Below are 20,435 nucleotides of genomic sequence, written 5' to 3'. Positions count from 1 at the left end.
AGTCCTCGGGGCATGACCAAATGGCCGCCGCCGGTGTTACCCGGGGGAGAAGGTCCGGGACGGGAGGGCGGCGATGGGCGGCGTGCGGCGGTGGTGGGGGATCGTGGTCGATGCGGCGTATGGCTGGATGAACGACGATGCGATGAGCATGGCGGCGTCCATCGCCTTCTACACCATCTTCTCGCTGGCGCCGCTGGCGATCCTGGTGATCGCGCTGGCCGGGCTGGTGTTCGGCGACGAGGCGGCGCGCGGCGCGCTGATCGAGCAGCTTACCGCGCTGGTCGGGCGCGATGCCGGCCAGACGGTGCAGGATTTGATCGCGCGTGCCGGCGCGCGGGAGACCGGAATCGTCGCCAGCATCATCGGCATCGGCACCATCCTCGTCGGCGCCACCACTGTCTTCGTCGAGCTGCAGACCGCGCTGAACCGCATCTGGCGGGTGGCCGCGCCCCAGGAATCGACCATCACATGGCTGGTGCGGGTCCGGCTGAAGGCGCTGGCGCTGATCGGTGCCATCGGCTTCCTGCTGATCGTGTCGCTGGTGGTCAGCGCGGCGCTGGCGGCGGCCGGCCGCTGGGCCGCCGGCTATCTGCCGGCGATGCCGTCGCTGCTGTGGCTGGTCGACGTCGTCACGTCCTGGGTGGTGCTGACCGGTCTGTTCGCGATGATCTACCGCATCCTGCCCGACACCTACATCCGCTGGACCGACGTCTGGCTGGGGGCGGCGGCGAACGCCTTCCTGTTCGCGGTCGGCAAGTTCCTGATCGGCTTCTACATCGCCACCAGCGGCGTGGTGTCGGTCTATGGCGCGGCCGGGTCCTTCGTGCTGATCCTGCTGTGGGTCTATTATTCGGCGGTGATCTTCCTGTTCGGGGCGGAGTTGACCCGCGCCTATTCGGAGCGCAGCGGCAGCCGGGCACGGATGCCGGGGCTGAACCCGGAGGCGGGGCCTGGGGTGGGCCCTGGGGTAGGGGAGGGGACTACCGCCCGCAGCAGCCGCGTCCCAGAGTCATCAGGATCTGCCGCGCCTTGAAAGACCGCTCGTCGAGCGGCTCCTCCTCCGGGGCGAGGCGGGCCTGGGCTTCGCGGTAGCGGTCGTAGGAGTCGTCGTTGAACAGACGACGCAGATTGGCGAGGGCCTTGCGCAGGGGAGTGCGGGGGCAGGGAGTGTCCATCGGAGACCTCTGGCGGGAGCCGGCGTTGTGGGACGTCCCACGTTAGCGCCGTTGCCGCACGCACGGGGCCGGTTTCCGGCGAGCGGCGGTTTGACCGTTTGAGCGGTGGATTCCGGGGCTTGAGCGGTTCCAGGGCATCCTGCCGGCCCGGCCGGTCACCGTGGCCCTCGTGCCTCACCGACGAGCCAGTCGACGAAGCCGGCAACCAGCTTTCCCGTATCGGCCTGACGTGGAACGAGGGCGACGTACCCCGTCCTTGGAACCCGGATCTCGGGCAGCGGCGTCATCAGTCTTCCGCTGGCGACGTCGATGTCCAGCATCGGCAACGGGCCGATCCCGACGCCAAGCCCATCCTCCACCGCCTGACGGGTCACGTAAAAGTGATCGAAGATCTGGCGGGGATGCCCGGCAAGATGCTGGAGCCCTGCGGCCTCGAGCCAGCCGGTCCAATCGCCCGGACGGGTTTCGCTCGCGAGCAGAGTGTGCCCCTCGATGTCGGCGGGCCTCATGATCGGCCGCCGCGCGAACAGCGCCGGGCTCATGATCAGCGTGTCCACATCGTCCAGCACCGGAACGATGCGGTGCTGAGGCCACACATGCTCCCGAGCGGCGCCGCGCCGGATCGCCACGTCGACGCCGCCGCGTAACTCTTCAAGCACGGTCGAAACCGTCGTAACCGCCACTTCGACCTGCGGATGGTCGGCGTGGTAACGGCTGAGCCGCGGGATCAGCCAGCGCATCGCGAAGCTGGTCGGGGCGCTGACACGCAGGATGCGGCGCGCGTCGGGCCGGCCGCAGGCTTCCGCCGCAACGGCCAGCCGGTCGAAGGATAGACCGACCTCTGCGGCGAAAATCCTCGCCATCGGCGTCGCGACCATGCGGCGACCGTCCCTCACGAAGAGCCTCTGTCCGAGCCAGCCTTCGAGCGTGGCGATCTGCCGGCTCACCGCGCCATGGGTGAGGCCGAGTTCAGCCCCGGCCTCGGCATAGCTGCCGGTCCGGGCCGCGACCTCGAAGATGCGCAGGGCGTTCAGGGGAGGAAGGCGGCGCATGGGCGATCGGTGGGGCGATCCGTGAGGAAAAGGAACGGTATCCGTGATTCAAAGCATACTAGTCGATGAATTCTCACACGCATAGCATGCCTTCCCAATGAGACCAGCCGGGCAATGCCTGTGGCGCCTCCGGGAAAGCCATTGAAGATGAATCCGAGACAGTGGTGGACAGAGAAGAAGAAAAGTCTGACGAGCGCATGCCTTGCCCATGCGGTGCATGACGGGTACACAGACGCCCTGTATGTCTTCCTGCCGGTATGGCAGGCGCAGTTCGGTCTTTCCTATGCGATGCTTGCCGTCATCCGCGCCCTTTACTCCGGAACGATGGGAGGACTGCAAATCCCGGCCGACCGGGCCCTTCGCGGCCTGTCGCCGCGGGCGGCGCTGATCCTGTCGACCGTCCTCGCGGCGGCGGGCTTGCTGATCATGGCCTTGCCGTTCGGCTTGCCGGGTCTGTGCGTCGGCCTCGTCGTGGCCGGCATCGGATCGAGCATCCAGCACCCCTGCGGTTCGATGCTCGTCACCGTCAGCTACGGATCGGCATCGCGGCATCCACTCGGCATCTACAATTTTTCGGGCGATCTCGGCAAAGCGGCGCTGCCGGCGCTCGTCGCGGTGTTGTTGCCGACGATCGGCTGGCAGCCGGTGCTCGGGCTGATGGCGGCGATCGGACTCGTTCTGTCGCTCGCTTTGCTGCCGCTGGCGCCGGCGATTCCCATCGTGAGGGCTGCAAAGACGGGGACCAAGGCGGGGCAAGGCCGTGGCGGCTTCGGCATCCTGACAGTGATCGGCGCGCTCGATACGGCGACCCGCATGGGCTATCTGCTGTTTCTGCCCTTCCTCATCCATGGCCAGGGCGGGGATTCGGCGACGGTCGGACTGGCCCTCGCCCTGCTGTTCATCGGCGGCGCGCTGGGTAAGGCGACATGCGGCCTGCTCGGGGAACGGCTGGGGGTCGTCGGCAGCGTCATGGTGACCGAAGCCGCCACGGCCGTGCTGATCGCGGCGACGCTGTTCACCTCGCTGACGCCGACGCTCGTCCTGCTGCCGCTGCTCGGCACCGTGCTCAACGGCACCTCTTCGGTGCTCTACGGCACCGTGCCGGAGCTTTCCAACGGCGATACCGGCCGGGCTTTCGCGGTCTTCTACACCTGCGTCATCGGGTCCGGCGGGCTGGCCCCGATCCTTTACGGGGCAATCGCCGACCACAGCAGCCAAACGACCGGCGTGCTGGCCTCGGCGGCGACCGCCGCCCTGATCGTTCCGCTCGTCCTGATGCTGAAGCCCCATCTCGGTGCCGCCGCCGTGGAACCGCAGGGGAAGCCCGGCCTGCCGCGCTCCGCGTGACCGTCCCCACCATAGGGAGAGTTTTCCAATGACCACCGTCTCTCAAGCGCCGCTGATTCTGATAACGGGCGGGGGGCGTGGCGTCGGTGCCGCAACCGCAAGGCTTGCCGCCGCCCAGGGCTATGATGTTGCGATCAGCTTCGTCGCCGACGAGGCCGCCGCCCGTGCGGTGGCGAAGGATGTCGAAGCTCTCGGGCGCCGGTCCTTGGCGGTACGTGCCGACAGCGCGGATCCGGCGCAGGTCGCCGCGCTGTTCGCCGCAATCGACCAGGAGTTCGGCCGGATCGACGTGCTGGTCAACAACGCCGCGGTGCTCGCGCGCCAGTGCCGGACCGAGGATCTCGGCTTCGAGCGGATGCAGCGCATCTTCGCGGTCAATGCGATCGGCCCGATCCTCTGCGCCCAGCAGGCGGCCAAGCGCATGTCGCATCGCCATAACGGCCGGGGCGGCGTGGTCATCAACATCTCGTCGGCATCGGCCCGGCTCGGCAGCCCGAACGAATATGTCGACTATGCCGCCTCGAAGGGCGCCCTGGAGACCTTCACCATCGGCTTCGCCAAGGAGGTCGCGCGGGACGGCATCCGCGTCAACTGCATCCGCCCCGGCCACATCTACACCGACATGCATGCGAGCGGCGGGGAGCCGGGACGGGTGGACCGCGTCAAGGATTCGATCCCCATGGGACGAGGCGGCCAGCCCGAGGAGGTCGCGCGGGCGATCCTGTGGCTGGCGAGCGCCGAGGCTTCCTTCATCACCGGCACGTTCCTGGACGTCACCGGCGGCAAGTGAGCGTGGGCGGGGCAGCGGCAAGCGACGGGGACTTGAGCGCCGCCGCTCGCCCCCTGCCGGCTGCCGCTTAGCACCTCCCGGCTGCCGCTCGCGGCATTCCACCCCACGGGGGTAAGCGGCAGGCGTACACCGGCGGCATATCCTTCTCAGGAGAGCCGTCATGGATCACGCCCTAACATTTGTGATCGCGACACTCTGCATTCTTGCGCTCTGCTACCGCTTCTACGGCGTGTTCTTCGTGCGCAAGGTTCTCCGTGCCGACGATTCGGAAGTCACCCCGTCCCACATGCTGGCGGACGGTCGCAACTATGTGCCCACCAAGAAGTGGGTGAATGCCGGGCAGCATTTCGCCGCCATCGCCGCCGCCGGCCCGCTGGTCGGTCCGGTGCTGGCCGCCCAGTTCGGCTATCTGCCGAGCTTCCTGTGGCTGCTGATCGGCTGCGTCATCGGCGGCGCGGTGCACGACACCGTCGTGCTGTTCGCCTCGATGAAGCACAAGGGACAGTCGCTGTCCGAGGTCGCCAAGGCCGAACTCGGCCCGGTGGCCGGCTGGTGCACCGGTCTGGCGATGCTGTTCATCATCACCATCACCATGGCCGGCCTGTCGATGGTCGTCGTTCATGCGCTGGAACGCAACGCCTGGGGCACCTTCGCGGTGTTCATGACGATCCCGATCGCCATCGCGCTCGGCCTTTACGAGCGGATCACCGGCTCGTCCAAGGGCGCCACCCAGATCGGCATCGCCGCCATCGCCGCCTCGGTCTTCGCTGGTCCCTACATCCAGGGCACCATGGTCGGCGAGTGGCTGACGCTGCATGCCGAAACCGTGGCGATCGCCCTGCCGGTCTATGCCTTCTTCGCCACCGCCCTGCCGGTGTGGATGCTGCTGACTCCGCGCGGCTACCTGTCGAGCTTCATGAAGATCGGCGTGTTCGGCGCGCTGGTCGTCGGCGTCGTCTTCATCAACCCGGAAATCCGCTTCCCGGCCCTGACCGACTTCATCCATGGCGGCGGCCCGGTGCTGAACGGCCCGGTCTGGCCCTTCATCTCGATCACCATCGCCTGCGGCGCCATCTCCGGCTTCCATGCCTTCATCGGGTCGGGCACCACGCCCAAGCTGATCGACAAGTGGAGCGACATCCGTCCGGTGGCCTTCGGCGGCATGCTGGCGGAATGCCTGGTCGGCGTCATGGCGCTGATCGCCGCCACCTCGCTGCATCCGGCCGATTACTTCGCCATCAACTCCGCGCCGGCCGCCTTCAAGGCCCTGGGCATGGATGTGGTGGACCTGCCGCGGCTGAGCCAGGACATCGGTCTCGACCTCTATGGCCGGACCGGCGGTGCGGTGACGCTGGCGGTCGGCATGACCGAGATCTTCACCCGCGTGCCGTGGTTCAACAGCCTCGCCTCCTACTTCTTCCAGTTCGTCGTGATGTTCGAGGCGGTGTTCATCCTGACCGCCGTCGACAGCGGCACCCGCGTCGCCCGTTACCTGCTTCAGGATCTGTTGGGCGACCTCTATGCCCCGATGAAGCGGCTGGACTGGGTTCCCGGTTCGATCATCGCCAGCGTCATCGCCTGCGTGGCCTGGGGGTATCTGCTGACCTCGGGCGACATCAACTCGGTCTGGGCCCTGTTCGGCGTGTCGAACCAGCTGATGGCCTCGGTCGGCCTGATCATCGGCGCCACCATCATCCTGCGGCTGGCCCAGAAGCGGATCTACATGCTGACCTGCCTGGTCCCGCTGGCCTACCTGTTCGTGACGGTGAACGTCGCCGGCTACTGGATGATCGCCAACGTCTATCTGAACAAGGCCGCCAAGGGCTACAACCCCTTCAACGCCGGCATCTCGATCATCATGCTGGTGCTGGGCTTCATCATCCTGATCGCCGCCTTCCGCAAGTGGAAGGAACTGCTGCAGGCCCGCGCCATCGAGGTTCCGATGGTCGCTACCCCGGCCGAATGACGGTTTCAGTGTCGTAAAAAACGAACGGGTCCTGTGGAGTGTTCCACAGGACCCGTTTGCTTTTGTTCGTTCGGAGAGGGGAGGCGGCGGTCAGGCCGCGACGCGCTCTTCCTCTGCGTCCACCGCCACCGGCGGGATCCAGGGGATCAGGTCCCGCCCGGTGTTGGCGAGGCGCTTCGGCTCGATCCGGCCGATGACGCGGGTGCCTTCCTTGGCGATGCGCAGGATGTCGCCATCCTCCGGAACCAGCGCGCGCTCGACGCCGCAAGTGCGGGCGAGGCGGGCGTGGGCTTCCATATGCTCGATGGTGCCATGGACCGGCACGGCGAAGCGGGGACGGACCAGACCATACATGCGGGCGAGGTCGTCGCGCTTCGGGTGGCCGGAGACATGGACCGGTGCATCGGCCGGGGTGACGATCTCGACACCCATGCCGCGCAGATGCGCGTGGATGTCGGCCAGCACCTCCTCGTTGCCGGGGATGGCGCGGGCGGAGAAGATGACGGTGTCGCCCTCTTCCAGCCAGAGGTCGCGGTGCTCGTTGCGGGCCAGACGGCTGAGCGCCGCCCGCTCCTCGCCCTGGCTGCCGGTGCACAGGAACACGAGGTTCTCGCGCGGGGTCCAGGACGCCTCGCGGACATCCATGAAGTCCGGCACATGGTCGAGATAGCCGCAGGCCTGCGCCGCCTTTTCCATGCGCAGCATGGAGCGGCCGACCAGAACCACCTTGCGCCCGACCGCCGCCGCCGCTTCCGCCACCGCGGTCATGCGGGCGACGTTGGAGGCGAAGCCGGTCACGGCGATGGCGCCCGAGCGGTTGGCGAAGGCGCCGATCAGGCCGGCGCGGGCGTCGGCCTCCGAGCCGGTGGAGCCGGGCACGTCGGCGTTGGTGCTGTCGCACATCATGGCGAGCAGCCCTTCGTCGCCCAGGCGCTTCAGCGCGGCGAAATCGGTGCTGCGGCCGACCAGCGGGTTGGGATCGAACTTCCAGTCGCCGGTGTGCAGGACCGTGCCGGCCGCCGTGCGGATCGCCAGCGACATCGGTTCGGGGATCGAGTGGGTGACGGCGATGGTCTCGATCCGGAAGGGACCAATGGTCAGCGTGTCGCCGATCTCGAAGGTCTGCACCTTGGCGGCGCGGTGTGCGCCCTTTTCCTTCAGCCGGTCCCGGATGATGTGGGAGGCGAAGGGGCTGGCATAGATCGGGCAGCGCAGGCGCGGCCACAGATGGTGGATCGCGCCGATATGGTCCTCGTGCGCGTGGGTCACCACGAGGCCGACGACGTCCTGCATCCGCTCTTCGATGAAGGCCGGATCGGCCATCAGGCTGTCGATGCCCGGCGCCTCGTCGCCCATGAAGGCGACGCCGGCGTCGACGATCAGCCATTTGCCGGCGTGACCGTAGAGCGCCATGTTCATGCCGATGCGGGAACAGCCGCCCAGCGGAAGGAACAGGATCTCGTCCTTGCCCGGAACCGGGCCGGTGGGGCCGCCGCCATGGACCGGAATGGTCGCCGGGCGGGAGCCGTCGAAATCGTCACGCGGACGCGGGTTGCGATTGCGTGCGCGGTTGTTCGGCGCCATCCGGCGCCGCTTTGAATCAAACGTCATGCCTCTGTCGTACGTCTCACTTAGGCCGGCATTCGACGCTGCCGGACGGGCGTGCATCGCTCGTCGATGCGGATCTCGGGGGTGGGAGGGACCCGGCCGGAGGCGCCTTGTCGGCGGCCGTCGGACGGCTGGGATCGAATGTTTCGTGAAGGCTTATGTGGGGAAAGGAGGACGTACGTCAAGGGCGCGCGTAAAAAGTCACACGAAATGGTGGGGCATTGCTGGGATGCGCGGGGGGAGTCGGGGGCGCCCGGTGGCGCCCCCGGTGCCCGGTCAATGATTGTCGCGCGGGATCCCCATCGTCTGCGCCACGCGCTGGTACTTGACCGCCGGCTTCAGGACCATGCCCTCGTCCAACTGGTCGACGATGCCGCGCTGGATTTCCTGCCACGGCGTCTGCGACGGCGGGGCGGGGTAGCCGCCGGCGGCCTCCAGGGCGGCGCGGCGGTCGGCGAGTTCGGCTTCGGAGATCAGGATGTCGGCGCTGCCGCGGCGCAGGTCGATCCGCACGCGGTCGCCGGTGCGCAGAACGCCGAGATTGCCGCCGGCCGCCGCTTCCGGGGCGGCGTTGAGAATCGACGGGGAGCCCGAGGTGCCGGATTGGCGGCCGTCGCCGATGCAGGGTAGGGAGTGGATGCCCTGCTTGATGAGGTCGGCGGGGGGCCGCATGTTCACCACCTCGGCCGCGCCGGGGTAGCCGATGGGGCCGGCGCCGCGGATGACCAGGATGGTGTAGGCGTCGATGCCCAGAGACGGGTCGTCGATGCGGTGGTGATAGTCCTCCGGACCGTCGAAGACGACGACCTTGGCCTCGAAGGCTTCCGGGTCCTTTGGGTTGGACAGGTAGCGCTCGCGGAACTCGTCGGAGATCACGCTGGTCTTCATGATGGCGGCGTTGAACAGGTTGCCGCGCAGAACGACGAAGCCGGCGTTGATCTTCAGCGGGTCGTCGATCGGGTGGATGACGCGGGTGTCGAGGATCTCGGTGTTGCGGCAGTTCTCGCCGATGGTGCGGCCGTTGACGTTGGGGGCGTCCTCGCGGATAAGGCCCTTGGTCATCAGCTGCCCGACCACGGCCGGGACGCCGCCGGCGCGGTGGAAGTCCTCACCCAGATATTCGCCGGCGGGCTGGAGGTTGACCAGCAGCGGGATGTCCAGGCCATGGGTCTGCCAGTCGTCCACCGTCAGCGGCACGCCGATGTGCTTGGCGATGGCGTTGATGTGGATCGGCGCGTTGGTCGAGCCGCCGATGGCGGAATTGACGACGATGGCGTTGAGGAAGGCGTCGCGGGTCAGGATGTCGGACGGCTTGATGTCCTGGCGCACCATCTCGACGATGCGCTTGCCGGTCTCGTAGGCGGCCTGCTGGCGCTCGCGATAGGGAGCGGGGATGGCGGCGGAGCCGGGGAGCTGCATGCCCAGCACCTCCGCCAGCGAATTCATCGTGGAGGCGGTGCCCATCGTGTTGCAATAGCCGGTCGAGGGGGCGGACGAGGCCACCAGCTCGATGAAGCCCTGATAGTCGATCTCGCCGGCCGCCATCATCTGGCGGGCCTTCCACACGATGGTGCCGGAGCCGGTGCGCTCACCGCGGAACCAGCCGTTCAACATCGGGCCGACCGACAGGGCGATGGCCGGGATGTTGACGGTCGCCGCCGCCATCAGGCAGGCCGGGGTGGTCTTGTCGCAGCCGATGGTCAGCACCACGCCGTCGAGCGGATAGCCGTGCAGAACCTCGACGAGGCCGAGATAGGCGAGGTTGCGGTCGATGGAGGCGGTCGGCCGCTTGCCGGTTTCCTGGATCGGGTGGACCGGGAACTCGATGGCGATGCCGCCGGCGGTACGGATGCCCTCGCGCAGCCGTTCGGCCAGCACCAGATGGTGGCGGTTGCAGGGGCTGAGGTCGGATCCGGTCTGGGCGATGCCGATGATCGGGGCGCCGGACTGCAGCTCCTCCCGCGTCAGGCCGAAATTCAGGTAACGCTCCAGATAGAGCGCGGTCATGTCGGGGTTGGCGGGGTTGTCGAACCATGCGCGCGAACGCAGACGCCGTTCTGAACCGTCGGCATTGGCGGGGAAGGGGGGCTTCGTCTCGGACATATCGGCACCGGTTTCAGGTTGGGGCGCGGAGCGGATGGCTGGGCGCCGGAGTTGGGTTTGCGTCTCGTTGTGGTGGATCAGGCCGCGCGCATGTCGGCCAGGAAGCGCGACACGCAGCCGCGCAGGTCGTCGGCCTCGCCGGACAGGCCGTCGGCGGCGGATTTGACCTGACGCGAGGCGTCGCTGGTGGCCTGGAAGGCGTGGGTCACGCCGGTGATGTTGTCGCGGACATCCTGGGTGCCGCGTGCGGCGAGCTGGATGCTGCCGCTGATCTCCTGGGTGGCGGCCCGCTGCTCGCCGATGGCGGAGGCGATGGTGGTGGAGACCTCGTTGACCTCGCCGATCACCTTGGTGATCTCGGTGATGGCGCCGGCCGCCTCGCTGCTGACGCGCTGGACGGCGGCGATCTGGGTCTCGATCTCCTCGGTCGCCTTCGCCGTCTGGGCGGCGAGGCTCTTGACCTCGTTCGCCACCACGGCGAAGCCGCGTCCCGCCTCGCCGGCCCGTGCCGCCTCGATGGTGGCGTTCAGCGCCAGCAGGTTGGTCTGGGCGGCGATGGAGCCGATCAGTTGCACCACGTCGCCGATCTGGCGGGCGACGCCGGTCAGGCTGCGTACCGTCTCGTCGGTGATGCGGGCGATGCCGACCGCCTGCTCTGTCACCTGGGCGCTGTGGGCGACATGCTGGCTGATGGCGGCGATGGAGACGGCCAGTTCCTCGGCGGCGGCGGCCACCGTCTCGACGCTGCCGGTGGTCTCGCCGGAGCTGCGGACGGCGTCGCCGGCCAGACGGCTGGTCTCGTCGGTGGTCGACTGGATGGAGTGGGCGGTCGATTGCAGCTGGGATGCTGCGCTGGCGACGCGGCCCAGCGTGCTTTCCACCATGCGCTCGAACTCCTGGGTCAGGCGGTCGATGCGCTCGCCGCGGCGGACGCGGGTCTCATGCTCGGCAGCCTTGTCGGCGGCCATGCGGTCGGCCTCGATCAGGCCGGCCTGGAAGACCTGCACCGCCTCGGCCATGCCGCCGATCTCGTCGCGGCGGTCGAGGCCGGGGATGGCGACGGAGCGGTCGCCGCCGGCCAGCCGGGTCATGGCGTCGGTCATGGCGACCACCGGGCGCGACAGGCTGCGGGCGATCAGCACCGCGGCGGCGAGGCCGAGGATCAGGCCGGCGGCCGAGGCGAGCACCATCGCACTGCGGTAGCCGGCGATGTCGGCGGTGGTGTCGGCGCGCAGCTGCTGTTCGTCGGCGATGCCCTGGTCGGTCAGGGCGCGGGCCTGCTCGCCGATGGCGGTGCCGAGCGGGGTGAGGGTGCCGGTGACCAGGGCGTCGCGGCGCTGCGTCGCCTCCACCAGCCGGTCGAAGCCGGCGGCATAGCCGTCGAGCGTCTTCAGGAAGGCGGCGACCAGCCCGCGCAGGGCGGGGTCGGTCAGCGTCTTCGCCATGGTGTCGCCATTCTGGGCGGCGGTCTTCAGCTCCGTCCGGGTGGCGGTTGCGAGGCCGGCCGTGCCCTCCCCCTGGAAGCGGGCGGCGACGGTGCGGGCGGCCTGGACATGCATCGCCGCCTGGGCCGCGAGGTTCAGCGCCTCGACATTGCCGCTGCCCTTGGCGTTGGTCAGGATGGTGCTGAGCATGGTCTGCAGCTTCGACCCATATTTCGCCACCTCGGCCACCGCGTCGCTGCGCTGGGCATGCGCGGCGCGGACGGCGGCGAAGCTGTCGCCATATTGGGCGACGCGGGCCTTCATCTGCTGGACCGCCATCTGCTGGGGGGCGGTGTCGCCGCTGCCGCTGAGGCGCTGGTCCACCGCCGCGACCAGACCGGCGGCCTCCGCCGCCAGCGAGGCGACTGCATCGGCGTCCTCGTCGCGGCCGTTCAGCAGGAAGGCGGTGGTCTTCAGGCGCATGTCCAGCATCAGCGTCTGCATGCGGCCGAGATCGACCACCTGTTCCGCCAGCACGCCGTTGCGGCGCACCACCGTCTCCGTCTCCGACAGGGCGTTGATGCCCACCCCGGCGACGGCGGCGAGGAACAGCAGGATTCCGGCGCTGCCGGCGGTGATCCGGTGGCCGATGCGGGTGCCGATTTGCACGCGGGTGGCGATGGACATGCGGGGAACCTCCCTGTTGCCGGACCCTCTCCCAGGGCCTTCTACCAGTCGAAGGAGTCGGTGCGGTGCCAGCGCCCGACCATGCAGGCGTCGGCGACCAGCGACAGCGGACGGGCGTCGACGTCGCTCGCCCCTTCGCCGATCAACCGGTGGAAGTGGCGGTAGATGCGCTGGTATTCGGTGTCGGGCTCGGCCAGGACCGGGACGCCGTCCACCAGCAGGCGGGTGCCGCCATGGGTGAGGTCGAGACGTCCGTCGGCCGTGTCGATGACGATCGACCAGGTCTGCTCACCCTGCTGGAGGAAGTCGAAATCGGCGGTGACGCGGCCGATGCGGGAGCCGGGGGCCGCACTCATCTCCAGCGTCGCGGCGATCGGCGTGTCGCGGTTGGCCGGGACATGCAGGTCGGCGGCGCGGACGAAGACCGGGGCGGGCAGGATGTCGGTGAGGATCGACAGGGCGTTGATGCCGGGATCGAAGACGCCGAAGCCGCCGGCGGCGAAGATCCAGTCCTGGCCCGGATGCCAGCGCCGCACATCCTCCTTCCAGGTGATGGCGACGCTGCGGATGGTGGCATCGGCCAGCCGGCGGCGGGTTTCCTCGACCGCCGGGTTGAACTGCGAATGCCAGGCGGTGAACAGGGTGCGGCGGGCGGATTCTGCCTCCGCCACCAGATCGTGAAGCTCCGACAGGGTGGCGGCGGGCGGCTTCTCGATCAGCACATGCTTGCCGGCGCGCAGGGCCTCCACCGTCAGCCCGTGGCGCACGGCAGGCGGGGTGCAGAGCGCCACGGCGTCGAGAGCGGGCAGGGTCGCCAGCATCTCCGCCTGGGAGCGGAAGGTCGGCACGCCTTCAGTGCCGACGCCGTCCGGGCTGACCACGGCGGCGAGTTCGAACAGGCCGGTGGTGGCGATGGCCGGGATGTGCTGGTCGCGGGCGATCTTGCCCAAGCCGACGAGACCGAGGGTGGGGAGCGTCATGGCGGTAAGTCCGGTCGGGGCGGAAAGCCTCAGGCCTTGCCCTTGTTGTAGACGTCGAAGCAGACGGCGGCGAGCAGCACCAGACCCTTGATGACCTGCTGCCAGTCGATGCCGATGCCGACGATCGACATGCCGTTGTTCATCACGCCCATGATGAAGGCGCCGATCACCGCACCGGTCACCCGCCCGACGCCGCCCGAGGCGGACGCTCCGCCGATGAAGCAGGCGGCGATCACGTCCAGCTCGAACGAGACGCCGGCCTTCGGCGTGGCGGTGTTGAGGCGGGCGGCGAAGATCAGGCCGGCCAGGGCGGCGAGCACGCCCATGTTGACGAAGGTGTAGAAGGACAGGCGGCGGGTATCGATGCCCGACAGCTTGGCCGCCTTCTCGTTGCCGCCCAGCGCGTAGATGCGCCGACCGATGGTGGTGTCGCGGGTGACGAAGGCGTAGAGGCCGATCAGCAGCGCCATGATGATGAGGACGTTCGGCAGCCCTTTGTAGGTCGCCAGCAGCCAGCCGACATAGGCGACCACCGCGAACAGGCCGGCGCTCTTCAGCACGAACAGGATCAGCGGCTCCTGCTCGATGGCGAAGCGGTGGCGGCGGATGCGGGCGGCGACGCTGAAGGCGATCAGGATGGCCGGCGTCGCGATGCTCAGCAGCAGCGTGGTGGTGTGGAACCCGGTGGTGCCGAAGATGTCCGGGATGAAGCCGGAGCTGAGGCGCTGGAACTCCACCGGGAAGGGACCGACGGACTGGCCGGCCAAGAGCGCGAGGCTGAGGCCGCGGAAGACCAGCATGCCGGCCAGCGTTACGATGAAGGACGGGATGCGGAAATAGGCGACCCAGTAGCCTTGTGCCGCGCCGATGGCGGCGCCCGCCATCAGGCTGACGATGGCGGTGGGGATGAAGTGCCAGTGGAACTGCACCATCAGGATGGCGGCCAGCGCGCCGATGAAGCCGACGATGGACCCGACCGACAGGTCGATGTGCCCGGCGACGATCACCAGCAGCATGCCCAGCGCCATGATGACGATGTAGCTGTTCTGCAGCACGAGGTTGGTCAGGTTCAGCGGCTGCAGCAGCGTGCCGTTGGTCATGTATTGGAAGAACGCCACGATCGCCAGCAGCGAGATCAGCATGCCGTAATCGCGCATGTGGCTCTTCAGGAACTTGGCCATCGAAGCCTGACGGGACGGCGCGGCGGGCATGTTCAGTTCGGCGCTCATTGCAGGGACTCCCGGGCAGCAGCGGCCACGGCGGCGCGCGTTGCCGTGGATTTCGAGGCGGAGGACATGATGGCGTGCATGATCTTTTCCTGGCTGGCCTCGGCCGCCGGCATCTCGGCGACCAGCGCGCCTTCATTCATCACGTAGATGCGGTCGGCGACACCCAGCAGCTCCGGCAGTTCCGACGAGATCAGGATGACGCCGCGGCCTTCGGCCACCAGCTGGTTGACGATGGTGTAGATTTCATATTTGGCGCCGACGTCGATGCCGCGGGTCGGTTCGTCCAGGATCAGCACCTGCGGGTCGGCGAACAGCCATTTGCTGAGCACGACCTTCTGCTGGTTGCCGCCGGACAGGTTGACCGTCTGCTGGAACACGTCGGAGCAGCGGATGCGCAGGCGGCGGCGGAAGTCGTTGGCAACCTCGATCTCGCGCTCGTGGTGGATGACGCCGCGCTTGGCGACGCCGTCCAGCTTGGCCAGCGTCACGTTGTGGCGGATGTCGTTGTCCAGCACGAGACCGTAATGCTTGCGGTCCTCCGTGGCGTAGGCCAGCCCGCTGTCCATCGCCCGGCGGATGGTCGACACGTCGATCTCGCGCCCGGCGAGGAAGGCCTTGCCGCGGATGTTGCGGCCGTAGGAACGGCCGAACAGGCTCATGGCGAATTCGGTGCGGCCGGCGCCCATCAGGCCGGCGATGCCGACAACCTCGCCCCGGCGGACATGAAGGTCGATGTCGCGCACGACGCGGCGGCCGGGATGGATCGGGTGGTCGGCGCTCCAGCCCTTCACCTCGAACAGGATGTCGCCGGGGTTGCTGGTGCGGCGCGGATAGCGGTCGGCAAGGTCACGGCCGACCATGCCCTTGATGATGCGGTCCTGGCTGATGGGGGCGTCGTGGCAGTCCAGCGTCTCCACCGTGGTGCCGTCGCGCAGGATGGTGACGCGGTCGGCGACCTTGGCGATCTCGTTCAGCTTGTGCGAGATCAGGATGGAGGAGATGCCCTGTTCCTTGAAGCGCAGCAGCAGGGCCAGCAGGGCGTCGCTGTCGCTTTCGTTCAGGCTGGCCGTCGGCTCGTCCAGGATCAGCAGCTTGACCTCCTTGGACAGGGCCTTGGCGATCTCCACCAGCTGCTGCTTGCCGACGCCGATGTCGGTGATGAGGGTTTCGGGCGAATCGGTCAGGCCGACCGTGCGCAGAAGCTCGCGCGCGCGGGCGGTGGCGGCGATCCAGTCGATCCGGCCGCGTTTGGCCTGCTCGTTGCCGAGAAACAGGTTCTCGGTGATCGACAGCAGCGGAACCAGCGCCAGTTCCTGGTGGATGATTATGATGCCCAGCTTCTCGCTGTCGGCGATGCCGCGAAAGGCGACGGGCTGGCCGCGGAAGCGGATTTCGCCCTCGTAGGTGCCGTGCGGGTAGACGCCGCTGAGCACCTTCATCAGCGTCGATTTGCCGGCGCCGTTCTCGCCGATCAGCGCGTGGATCTCCCCCTCGCGGACCGAGAGGTTGACGTTGTCGAGCGCCTTGACGCCCGGGAACGTCTTGGTGATGCCGCGCATCTCAAGAATGCTGTCCATGGATAAATCCCCGATCGCCGACCTTGCCGTCCGAGCTGCAGTTGGACGGGGCGCGGGTGAGGGTGCCGGTCGGCGCCCTCACCCCGCGCCGTTCACTCACTTGATCTGCGATTCCTTGTAATAGCCGCTGTCGACCAGGACCTGCTTCCAGTTGGAGGCGTCGACGCTGACCGGCTTCAGCAGATAGGAGGGAACCACCTTCTTGCCGTTGTCGTAGGTCTTGGTGTCGTTGACCTGCGGCTTGCGGCCGGCCAGCAGGTCGTCGACCATGCCCACCGTGACCTTCGCCAGTTCGCGGGTGTCCTTGAAGACGGTGGAGCGCTGCTCGCCCGCCAGGATCGACTTGACCGACGGCACCTCGGCGTCCTGGCCGGTGACGACCGGCATCGGCTGCTGCGGGGTGCCATAGCCGACGCCCTTCAGCGACGAGATGATGCCGATGCTGAGCCCGTCATAGGGCGACAGCACGGCGTCCAGCTTCTTGTCGCCGTAATAGGCGCTGAGCAGGTTGTCCATGCGGGCCTGGGCGACGGCGCCGTCCCAGCGCAGGGTGGACACCTTGTCCATGCCGATCTGGCCGCTCTGCACCTTCAGCTTGCCGCTGTCGATGTAGGGCTGAAGCACCGACATGGCGCCGTTGTAGAAGAAGTAGGCGTTGTTGTCGTCGGGCGAGCCGCCGAACAGTTCGATGTTGAACGGACCCTTGCCGTCCTTGAGGCCGAGGGCCTTCTCGATGTAGGAGGCCTGGAGGACGCCGACCTGGAAGTTGTCGAAGGTGGCGTAGTAATCGACGTTGGGCGAATTGCGGATCAGGCGGTCGTAGGCGATGACCTTGACGCCCTGTTCCGCCGCCTTCTGGAGCACGTCGGTCAGCGTCGTTCCGTCGATGGCGGCGATCACCAGAACCTTGTCGTTCTTGGTGACCATGTTCTCGATCTGGGCGAGCTGGTTGGGGATGTCGTCCTCTGCATATTGCAGATCGGTCTTGTATCCCTTTTCCTGGAAATACTTGACCATGTTGTTGCCGTCGTCGATCCAGCGCGCCGACGACTTGGTCGGCATGGCGATGCCGACGGTCGGCTTGGTCTGGGCAAGTGCCGGCACGGCGGCGCCGGTGACGACGAGCAGGCCGACGGCGAGGCCGGCGAACTTGGAAGTGAAAGAAGACCCTTTAGGAGACGACATGGACCGGAATCCTCCCCGTTACTGCGGCACGCGATACGCCGCCCCCGCGTTCTGTGGCGCGGATGGCGTCGGACGCGATGGTTTGTGTCCCTAGCAATCCTCCGTTTTCCCATAACTGTCAAATATGATTATTCGGCAAATCGATATGCATTTAGGTATCGACCATCACATCGCTCAGGCGGTGGCCGACACCAGGCGCATCTTGAGCTCCGACGCCGCGCGCACCGCCGACAGCACGGTGCGGGCACCCGGCGACAGCGGCCGGTCCTTCAGCCAGAAGATGCCGTAGGGTTCGACGCTGAAGCGCTTGTGGAAGGGCATGATCTCGCAGCAGCCGCTGGGCGAGAACACCTGGGCCAGGGCACGGGCGAAGACGGTGATCGACTCGGTTTCCGCCACCATCGCCATCGAGATGACGGGGGAAGCGCTTTCGATCACCCGGTGCGGCAGCCGGGCGCCTTCGGCCCGGAACAGCGCCTCCACCCGGTCGCGCAGCAGCGTGCCGACCGGCTGCAGGATCCAGGTGGCGTCGGACAGGTCGGCGGCGGTCAGCGGACGGCCCAGCTGCAGAAGGGGGTTGCCTTCGCGGCAGATGAAGCACAGCTCCTCGCTGCTGATTTCCTGATATTCGAAGGCGGTGGGGTCGAAATGGCCGGGCAGGCGGCCGATGGCGAAATCCATCACCCCCTGATGGACGCGGTCGGCCAGCACGTCGCTGGTCTCCACCGCCACGGCGACCTTCAGGTTGGGATGTTCGCGGGTCAGGCTGCTGATGACCGGCACCACCAGCTCCACCGCCGGGGCCATCACCGTGCCGATCGACACCCGGCCGCTGTGGCCGGCGAGGAGCGCGTTCAGCTCCTCCCCCGTCTCCTGCAGCTCGCTGAGGATCATCCGGGCGTGGCGGATCATGAGGCTGCCGTACCAGTTCGGCTCGACGCCGCGGCCATGGCGGTCGAACAGCTCGATGCCCAGTGTTTCCTCCAGGTCGCCCAGCAGTTTGGAGGCGGCGGGCTGCGACATGTTCAGGCTGGCGGCGGCGCGGTGCAGGTTGCGGTGTTCGTCGAGCGCCGCGAACAGCTGGAGATGGCGCAGCTTCAGCCGCGCCTTCTGGAACCAGTTCGGGGAAAAGCGTTGCTGGGTCACGGGGGGAATGCCTCCGGTCGGGCAGCGGCGTCGGGATCGGAAATGCCGGGATACGACATTTGATATCGCAAACGCCGATCTTCATATTGGACGATTATCAAGAGGCCCCTTATCGTTTGGGCCGTCAACAAATTTTGAAAAGGCCGCCGGCGAATGGCGGTCCGCCAGGGTGAGGGGGTCGAGCGGTATGGCGCAGGAAGCGCGTTGCGTCTGGCAAGCTCGGGCGCTGCTGGGGGAAGGTCCGCTCTGGTCCCCGCGGCAGGACGCCGTCTATTTCGTCGACATCCGCGGCTCCCGCATCCTGCGCCACGGCCTGTCTGATTGCTCGCAGGCAGTGTGGGATCTGGATGACGCCGCCTGCTGGCTGGTGGAGAGCGCCGACGGCGACGGCTTCATCGCCGGGCTGCGCTCGCGCCGGGTGGTCCGGCTGCGGTTGGAGCCGGGGCAGGCGACGGTTGCCGAAGAGATCGCGCGGATCGAGCCGGACATGCCGGGCAACCGGCTGAACGACGGCAAGGCCGACCGCGACGGCCGGCTGTGGGTCGGCAGCATGGACGATGCGGAGGAGGCGCCGGCTGGCAGCTTCTACCGCATCGATCACGATGGCTCGGTCACGCGGGTCGATCAGGGCTATACCGTCGCCAACGGGCCGGCGCTGTCGCCCGACGGCCGGACGATCTACCACACCGACAGCGCGGCGCGGAGGGTCTACGCCTTCGACATCGGCGCCGATGGCGGCCTGTCGGGCAAGCGCGTCCACATCCGCTTCACCGAGGCCGACGGCTATCCCGACGGCATGACCTGCGATGCCGAGGGCGGGCTGTGGATCGCCCATTGGGACGGCGCGCGCGTTAGCCGCTTCCGTCCCGACGGGACGCTGGACCGCGTGATCGCGCTGCCGGTGTCCCGCGTCACCTCCTGCGTCTTCGCCGGTCCCGATCTGGACCGGATGTTCATCACCACCGCGGCGCATGGCCGGGACGAGGAACCGCTGGCCGGTGCGCTGTTCGAGTGCGATCCCGGCGTGCGCGGCCTGCCGGCCTGCGGGTTCGGACCCGCCTCGCGCTGAACGCTGTCCGGATTTTCATGCCGGAATTCGATGAAGGATACGATTGCCATGCCGTCCAGCGCCCGCCCTTATCGTGGCGTCTTCCCCGTCGTCCCCACCATCTTCACTGAATCGGGAGAGCTGGACCTCGACGGTCAGAAGCGCTGTGTCGACTTCATGATCGACGCCGGCTCCAGTGGCCTGTGCATCCTCGCCAACTTCTCCGAACAGTTCGTGCTGACCGACGACGAGCGCACGGTGCTGATGGAGACGATGCTGGCCCATGTCGCCGGCCGGGTGCCGGTGATCGTCACCACCACCCATTTCAGCACCCGCGCCTGCGCCGAGCGCAGCCGCCGCGCCCAGGATCTGGGTGCCGCCATGGTGATGGTGATGCCGCCCTACCACGGCGCCACCATCCGCGTGCCGGAGGCCGGCATCGTCGAGTTCTTCCAGCGCGTTTCGGACGCCATCGACATCCCGATCATGATCCAGGACGCGCCGGTCAGCGGCACCGCGCTGTCCGCCCCGCTGCTGGCGCGGATGGCGCGGGAGATCGCGCAGGTCTCCTACTTCAAGATCGAGGTGCCGCAGGCGGCGGCCAAGCTGCGCACGCTGATCGAGTTGGGCGGCGACGCCATCGAGGGGCCGTGGGACGGCGAGGAGGCGATCACGTTGCTGGCCGACCTCGACGCCGGGGCGACGGGGGCGATGACCGGCGGCGGCTACCCGGACGGCATCCGGCAGATCGTCGATCCGTATCTGGCGGGCGACCGCGAGGCGGCGGTGGCGGCCTATGGGCGCTGGCTGCCGCTGATCAACCACGAGAACCGCCAGTGCGGCATCGCCACCGCGAAGATCCTGATGAAGGAGGGCGGCGTCATCAAGTCCGACGCGATGCGCCACCCGCTGGCGGGTCCGCACCCCATCAGCCGCGAGGGGTTGCTGGACGCGGCGCGGCGGCTCGATCCGCTGGTGCTGCGCTGGGGGCGGTAGGTCGTCGCGGCGGGTGCCCCCTCCCCATCCCTCCCCCACCTTCGGTGGAAGAGGGGGCAGGAGCTTTGCGGGAGTTTAGCAAAGGACGGCGGCAGTCCCCTCTCCCGCGAAGCGGGGGAGGG

At 68.0% G+C, this 20,435-nt stretch carries 16 protein-coding genes; 6 read left to right on the top strand and 10 right to left on the bottom strand.

Translation table 11 applies throughout. The annotated features are described in order from the left end of the window. Positions 1-73: 73 nt before the first annotated feature. Positions 74-1,033 (top strand): YihY/virulence factor BrkB family protein, encoded by a 960-nt coding sequence (locus M5E06_RS34345; protein WP_252142090.1) that lies wholly within the window; start codon positions 74-76, stop codon positions 1,031-1,033. Here M5E06_RS34345 and M5E06_RS34340 read toward each other — a convergent pair. Beyond that, a complete protein-coding gene (locus M5E06_RS34340) occupies positions 981-1,175 on the bottom strand; it encodes a hypothetical protein (protein ID WP_252142089.1) in 195 nt (64 codons plus the stop codon). The two genes, M5E06_RS34345 and M5E06_RS34340, sit on opposite strands and share 53 nt — an antisense overlap. A gap of 155 nt (positions 1,176-1,330) precedes the next feature. Continuing rightward, on the bottom strand, positions 1,331-2,227 hold the full coding sequence (locus M5E06_RS34335) for a LysR substrate-binding domain-containing protein (protein ID WP_252142088.1): 897 nt from the start codon (positions 2,225-2,227) through the stop codon (positions 1,331-1,333). Between the two features lie 147 nt (positions 2,228-2,374). Here M5E06_RS34335 and M5E06_RS34330 point away from each other — a divergent pair, with 147 nt between their 5' ends. From M5E06_RS34330 to M5E06_RS34320, 3 genes are all read left to right on the top strand, one after another. Next, on the top strand, positions 2,375-3,574 hold the full coding sequence (locus tag M5E06_RS34330; RefSeq protein ID WP_252142209.1) for an MFS transporter: 1,200 nt from the start codon (positions 2,375-2,377) through the stop codon (positions 3,572-3,574). 28 nt (positions 3,575-3,602) lie between these two features. Beyond that, complete coding sequence (locus tag M5E06_RS34325; protein ID WP_252142087.1) at positions 3,603-4,364, top strand: SDR family oxidoreductase; 762 nt, start codon at positions 3,603-3,605, stop codon at positions 4,362-4,364. A 160-nt stretch (positions 4,365-4,524) separates the two neighbouring features. Further along, positions 4,525-6,330 (top strand): carbon starvation CstA family protein, encoded by a 1,806-nt coding sequence (locus tag M5E06_RS34320; protein ID WP_252142086.1) that lies wholly within the window; start codon positions 4,525-4,527, stop codon positions 6,328-6,330. A gap of 90 nt (positions 6,331-6,420) precedes the next feature. Here M5E06_RS34320 and M5E06_RS34315 read toward each other — a convergent pair whose 3' ends face one another. The 8 genes from M5E06_RS34315 to M5E06_RS34280 all read right to left on the bottom strand — a co-directional run bounded on the left by M5E06_RS34315 (position 6,421) and on the right by M5E06_RS34280 (position 18,269). Next, positions 6,421-7,941: a ribonuclease J gene (locus M5E06_RS34315; protein WP_252142085.1), complete on the bottom strand. Its 1,521-nt coding sequence runs from the start codon at positions 7,939-7,941 to the stop codon at positions 6,421-6,423. Positions 7,942-8,214: 273 nt separating this feature from the next. After that, positions 8,215-10,041 (bottom strand): IlvD/Edd family dehydratase, encoded by a 1,827-nt coding sequence (locus M5E06_RS34310; protein ID WP_109151001.1) that lies wholly within the window; start codon positions 10,039-10,041, stop codon positions 8,215-8,217. A 77-nt stretch (positions 10,042-10,118) separates the two neighbouring features. Beyond that, positions 10,119-12,152, bottom strand: coding sequence for a methyl-accepting chemotaxis protein (locus tag M5E06_RS34305; RefSeq protein WP_252142084.1), 2,034 nt, complete (start codon positions 12,150-12,152; stop codon positions 10,119-10,121). A gap of 41 nt (positions 12,153-12,193) precedes the next feature. Further along, entirely contained in the window at positions 12,194-13,132 is a 939-nt protein-coding gene (locus M5E06_RS34300) for a Gfo/Idh/MocA family protein (protein WP_252142083.1), read from the bottom strand. 29 nt (positions 13,133-13,161) lie between these two features. Further along, positions 13,162-14,361 (bottom strand): multiple monosaccharide ABC transporter permease, encoded by a 1,200-nt coding sequence (gene mmsB, locus M5E06_RS34295; RefSeq protein ID WP_252142082.1) that lies wholly within the window; start codon positions 14,359-14,361, stop codon positions 13,162-13,164. Further along, complete coding sequence (mmsA, locus tag M5E06_RS34290) at positions 14,358-15,938, bottom strand: multiple monosaccharide ABC transporter ATP-binding protein (protein ID WP_252142081.1); 1,581 nt, start codon at positions 15,936-15,938, stop codon at positions 14,358-14,360. The genes mmsB and mmsA overlap by 4 nt, the downstream gene beginning before the upstream one ends. Positions 15,939-16,034: 96 nt before the next feature. Continuing rightward, the gene (gene chvE / locus M5E06_RS34285; protein WP_252142080.1) at positions 16,035-17,123 is read right to left on the bottom strand and encodes a multiple monosaccharide ABC transporter substrate-binding protein; all 1,089 of its coding nucleotides are present in this window, start codon (positions 17,121-17,123) and stop codon (positions 16,035-16,037) included. A gap of 174 nt (positions 17,124-17,297) precedes the next feature. Continuing rightward, positions 17,298-18,269: a LysR family transcriptional regulator gene (locus tag M5E06_RS34280; protein WP_252142079.1), complete on the bottom strand. Its 972-nt coding sequence runs from the start codon at positions 18,267-18,269 to the stop codon at positions 17,298-17,300. Between the two features lie 187 nt (positions 18,270-18,456). On the opposite strand from M5E06_RS34280, the gene M5E06_RS34275 reads away from it, so the two are divergent. Both M5E06_RS34275 and M5E06_RS34270 read left to right on the top strand, forming a co-directional pair. Beyond that, the gene (locus tag M5E06_RS34275; RefSeq protein ID WP_252142078.1) at positions 18,457-19,338 is read left to right on the top strand and encodes an SMP-30/gluconolactonase/LRE family protein; all 882 of its coding nucleotides are present in this window, start codon (positions 18,457-18,459) and stop codon (positions 19,336-19,338) included. 48 nt (positions 19,339-19,386) lie between these two features. Next, positions 19,387-20,313 carry a dihydrodipicolinate synthase family protein gene (locus tag M5E06_RS34270; protein ID WP_252142077.1) on the top strand — a complete coding sequence of 309 codons (927 nt, stop codon included), beginning with the start codon at positions 19,387-19,389 and terminating at the stop codon, positions 20,311-20,313. Positions 20,314-20,435 lie beyond the last annotated feature (122 nt).

This window comes from Azospirillum sp. A1-3 (assembly GCF_023806445.1).
Lineage (GTDB): Bacteria > Pseudomonadota > Alphaproteobacteria > Azospirillales > Azospirillaceae > Azospirillum.
The sequence above is the reverse complement of the archived record's forward strand: the minus strand, read 5'-3'. Positions and strand labels throughout refer to the sequence as shown.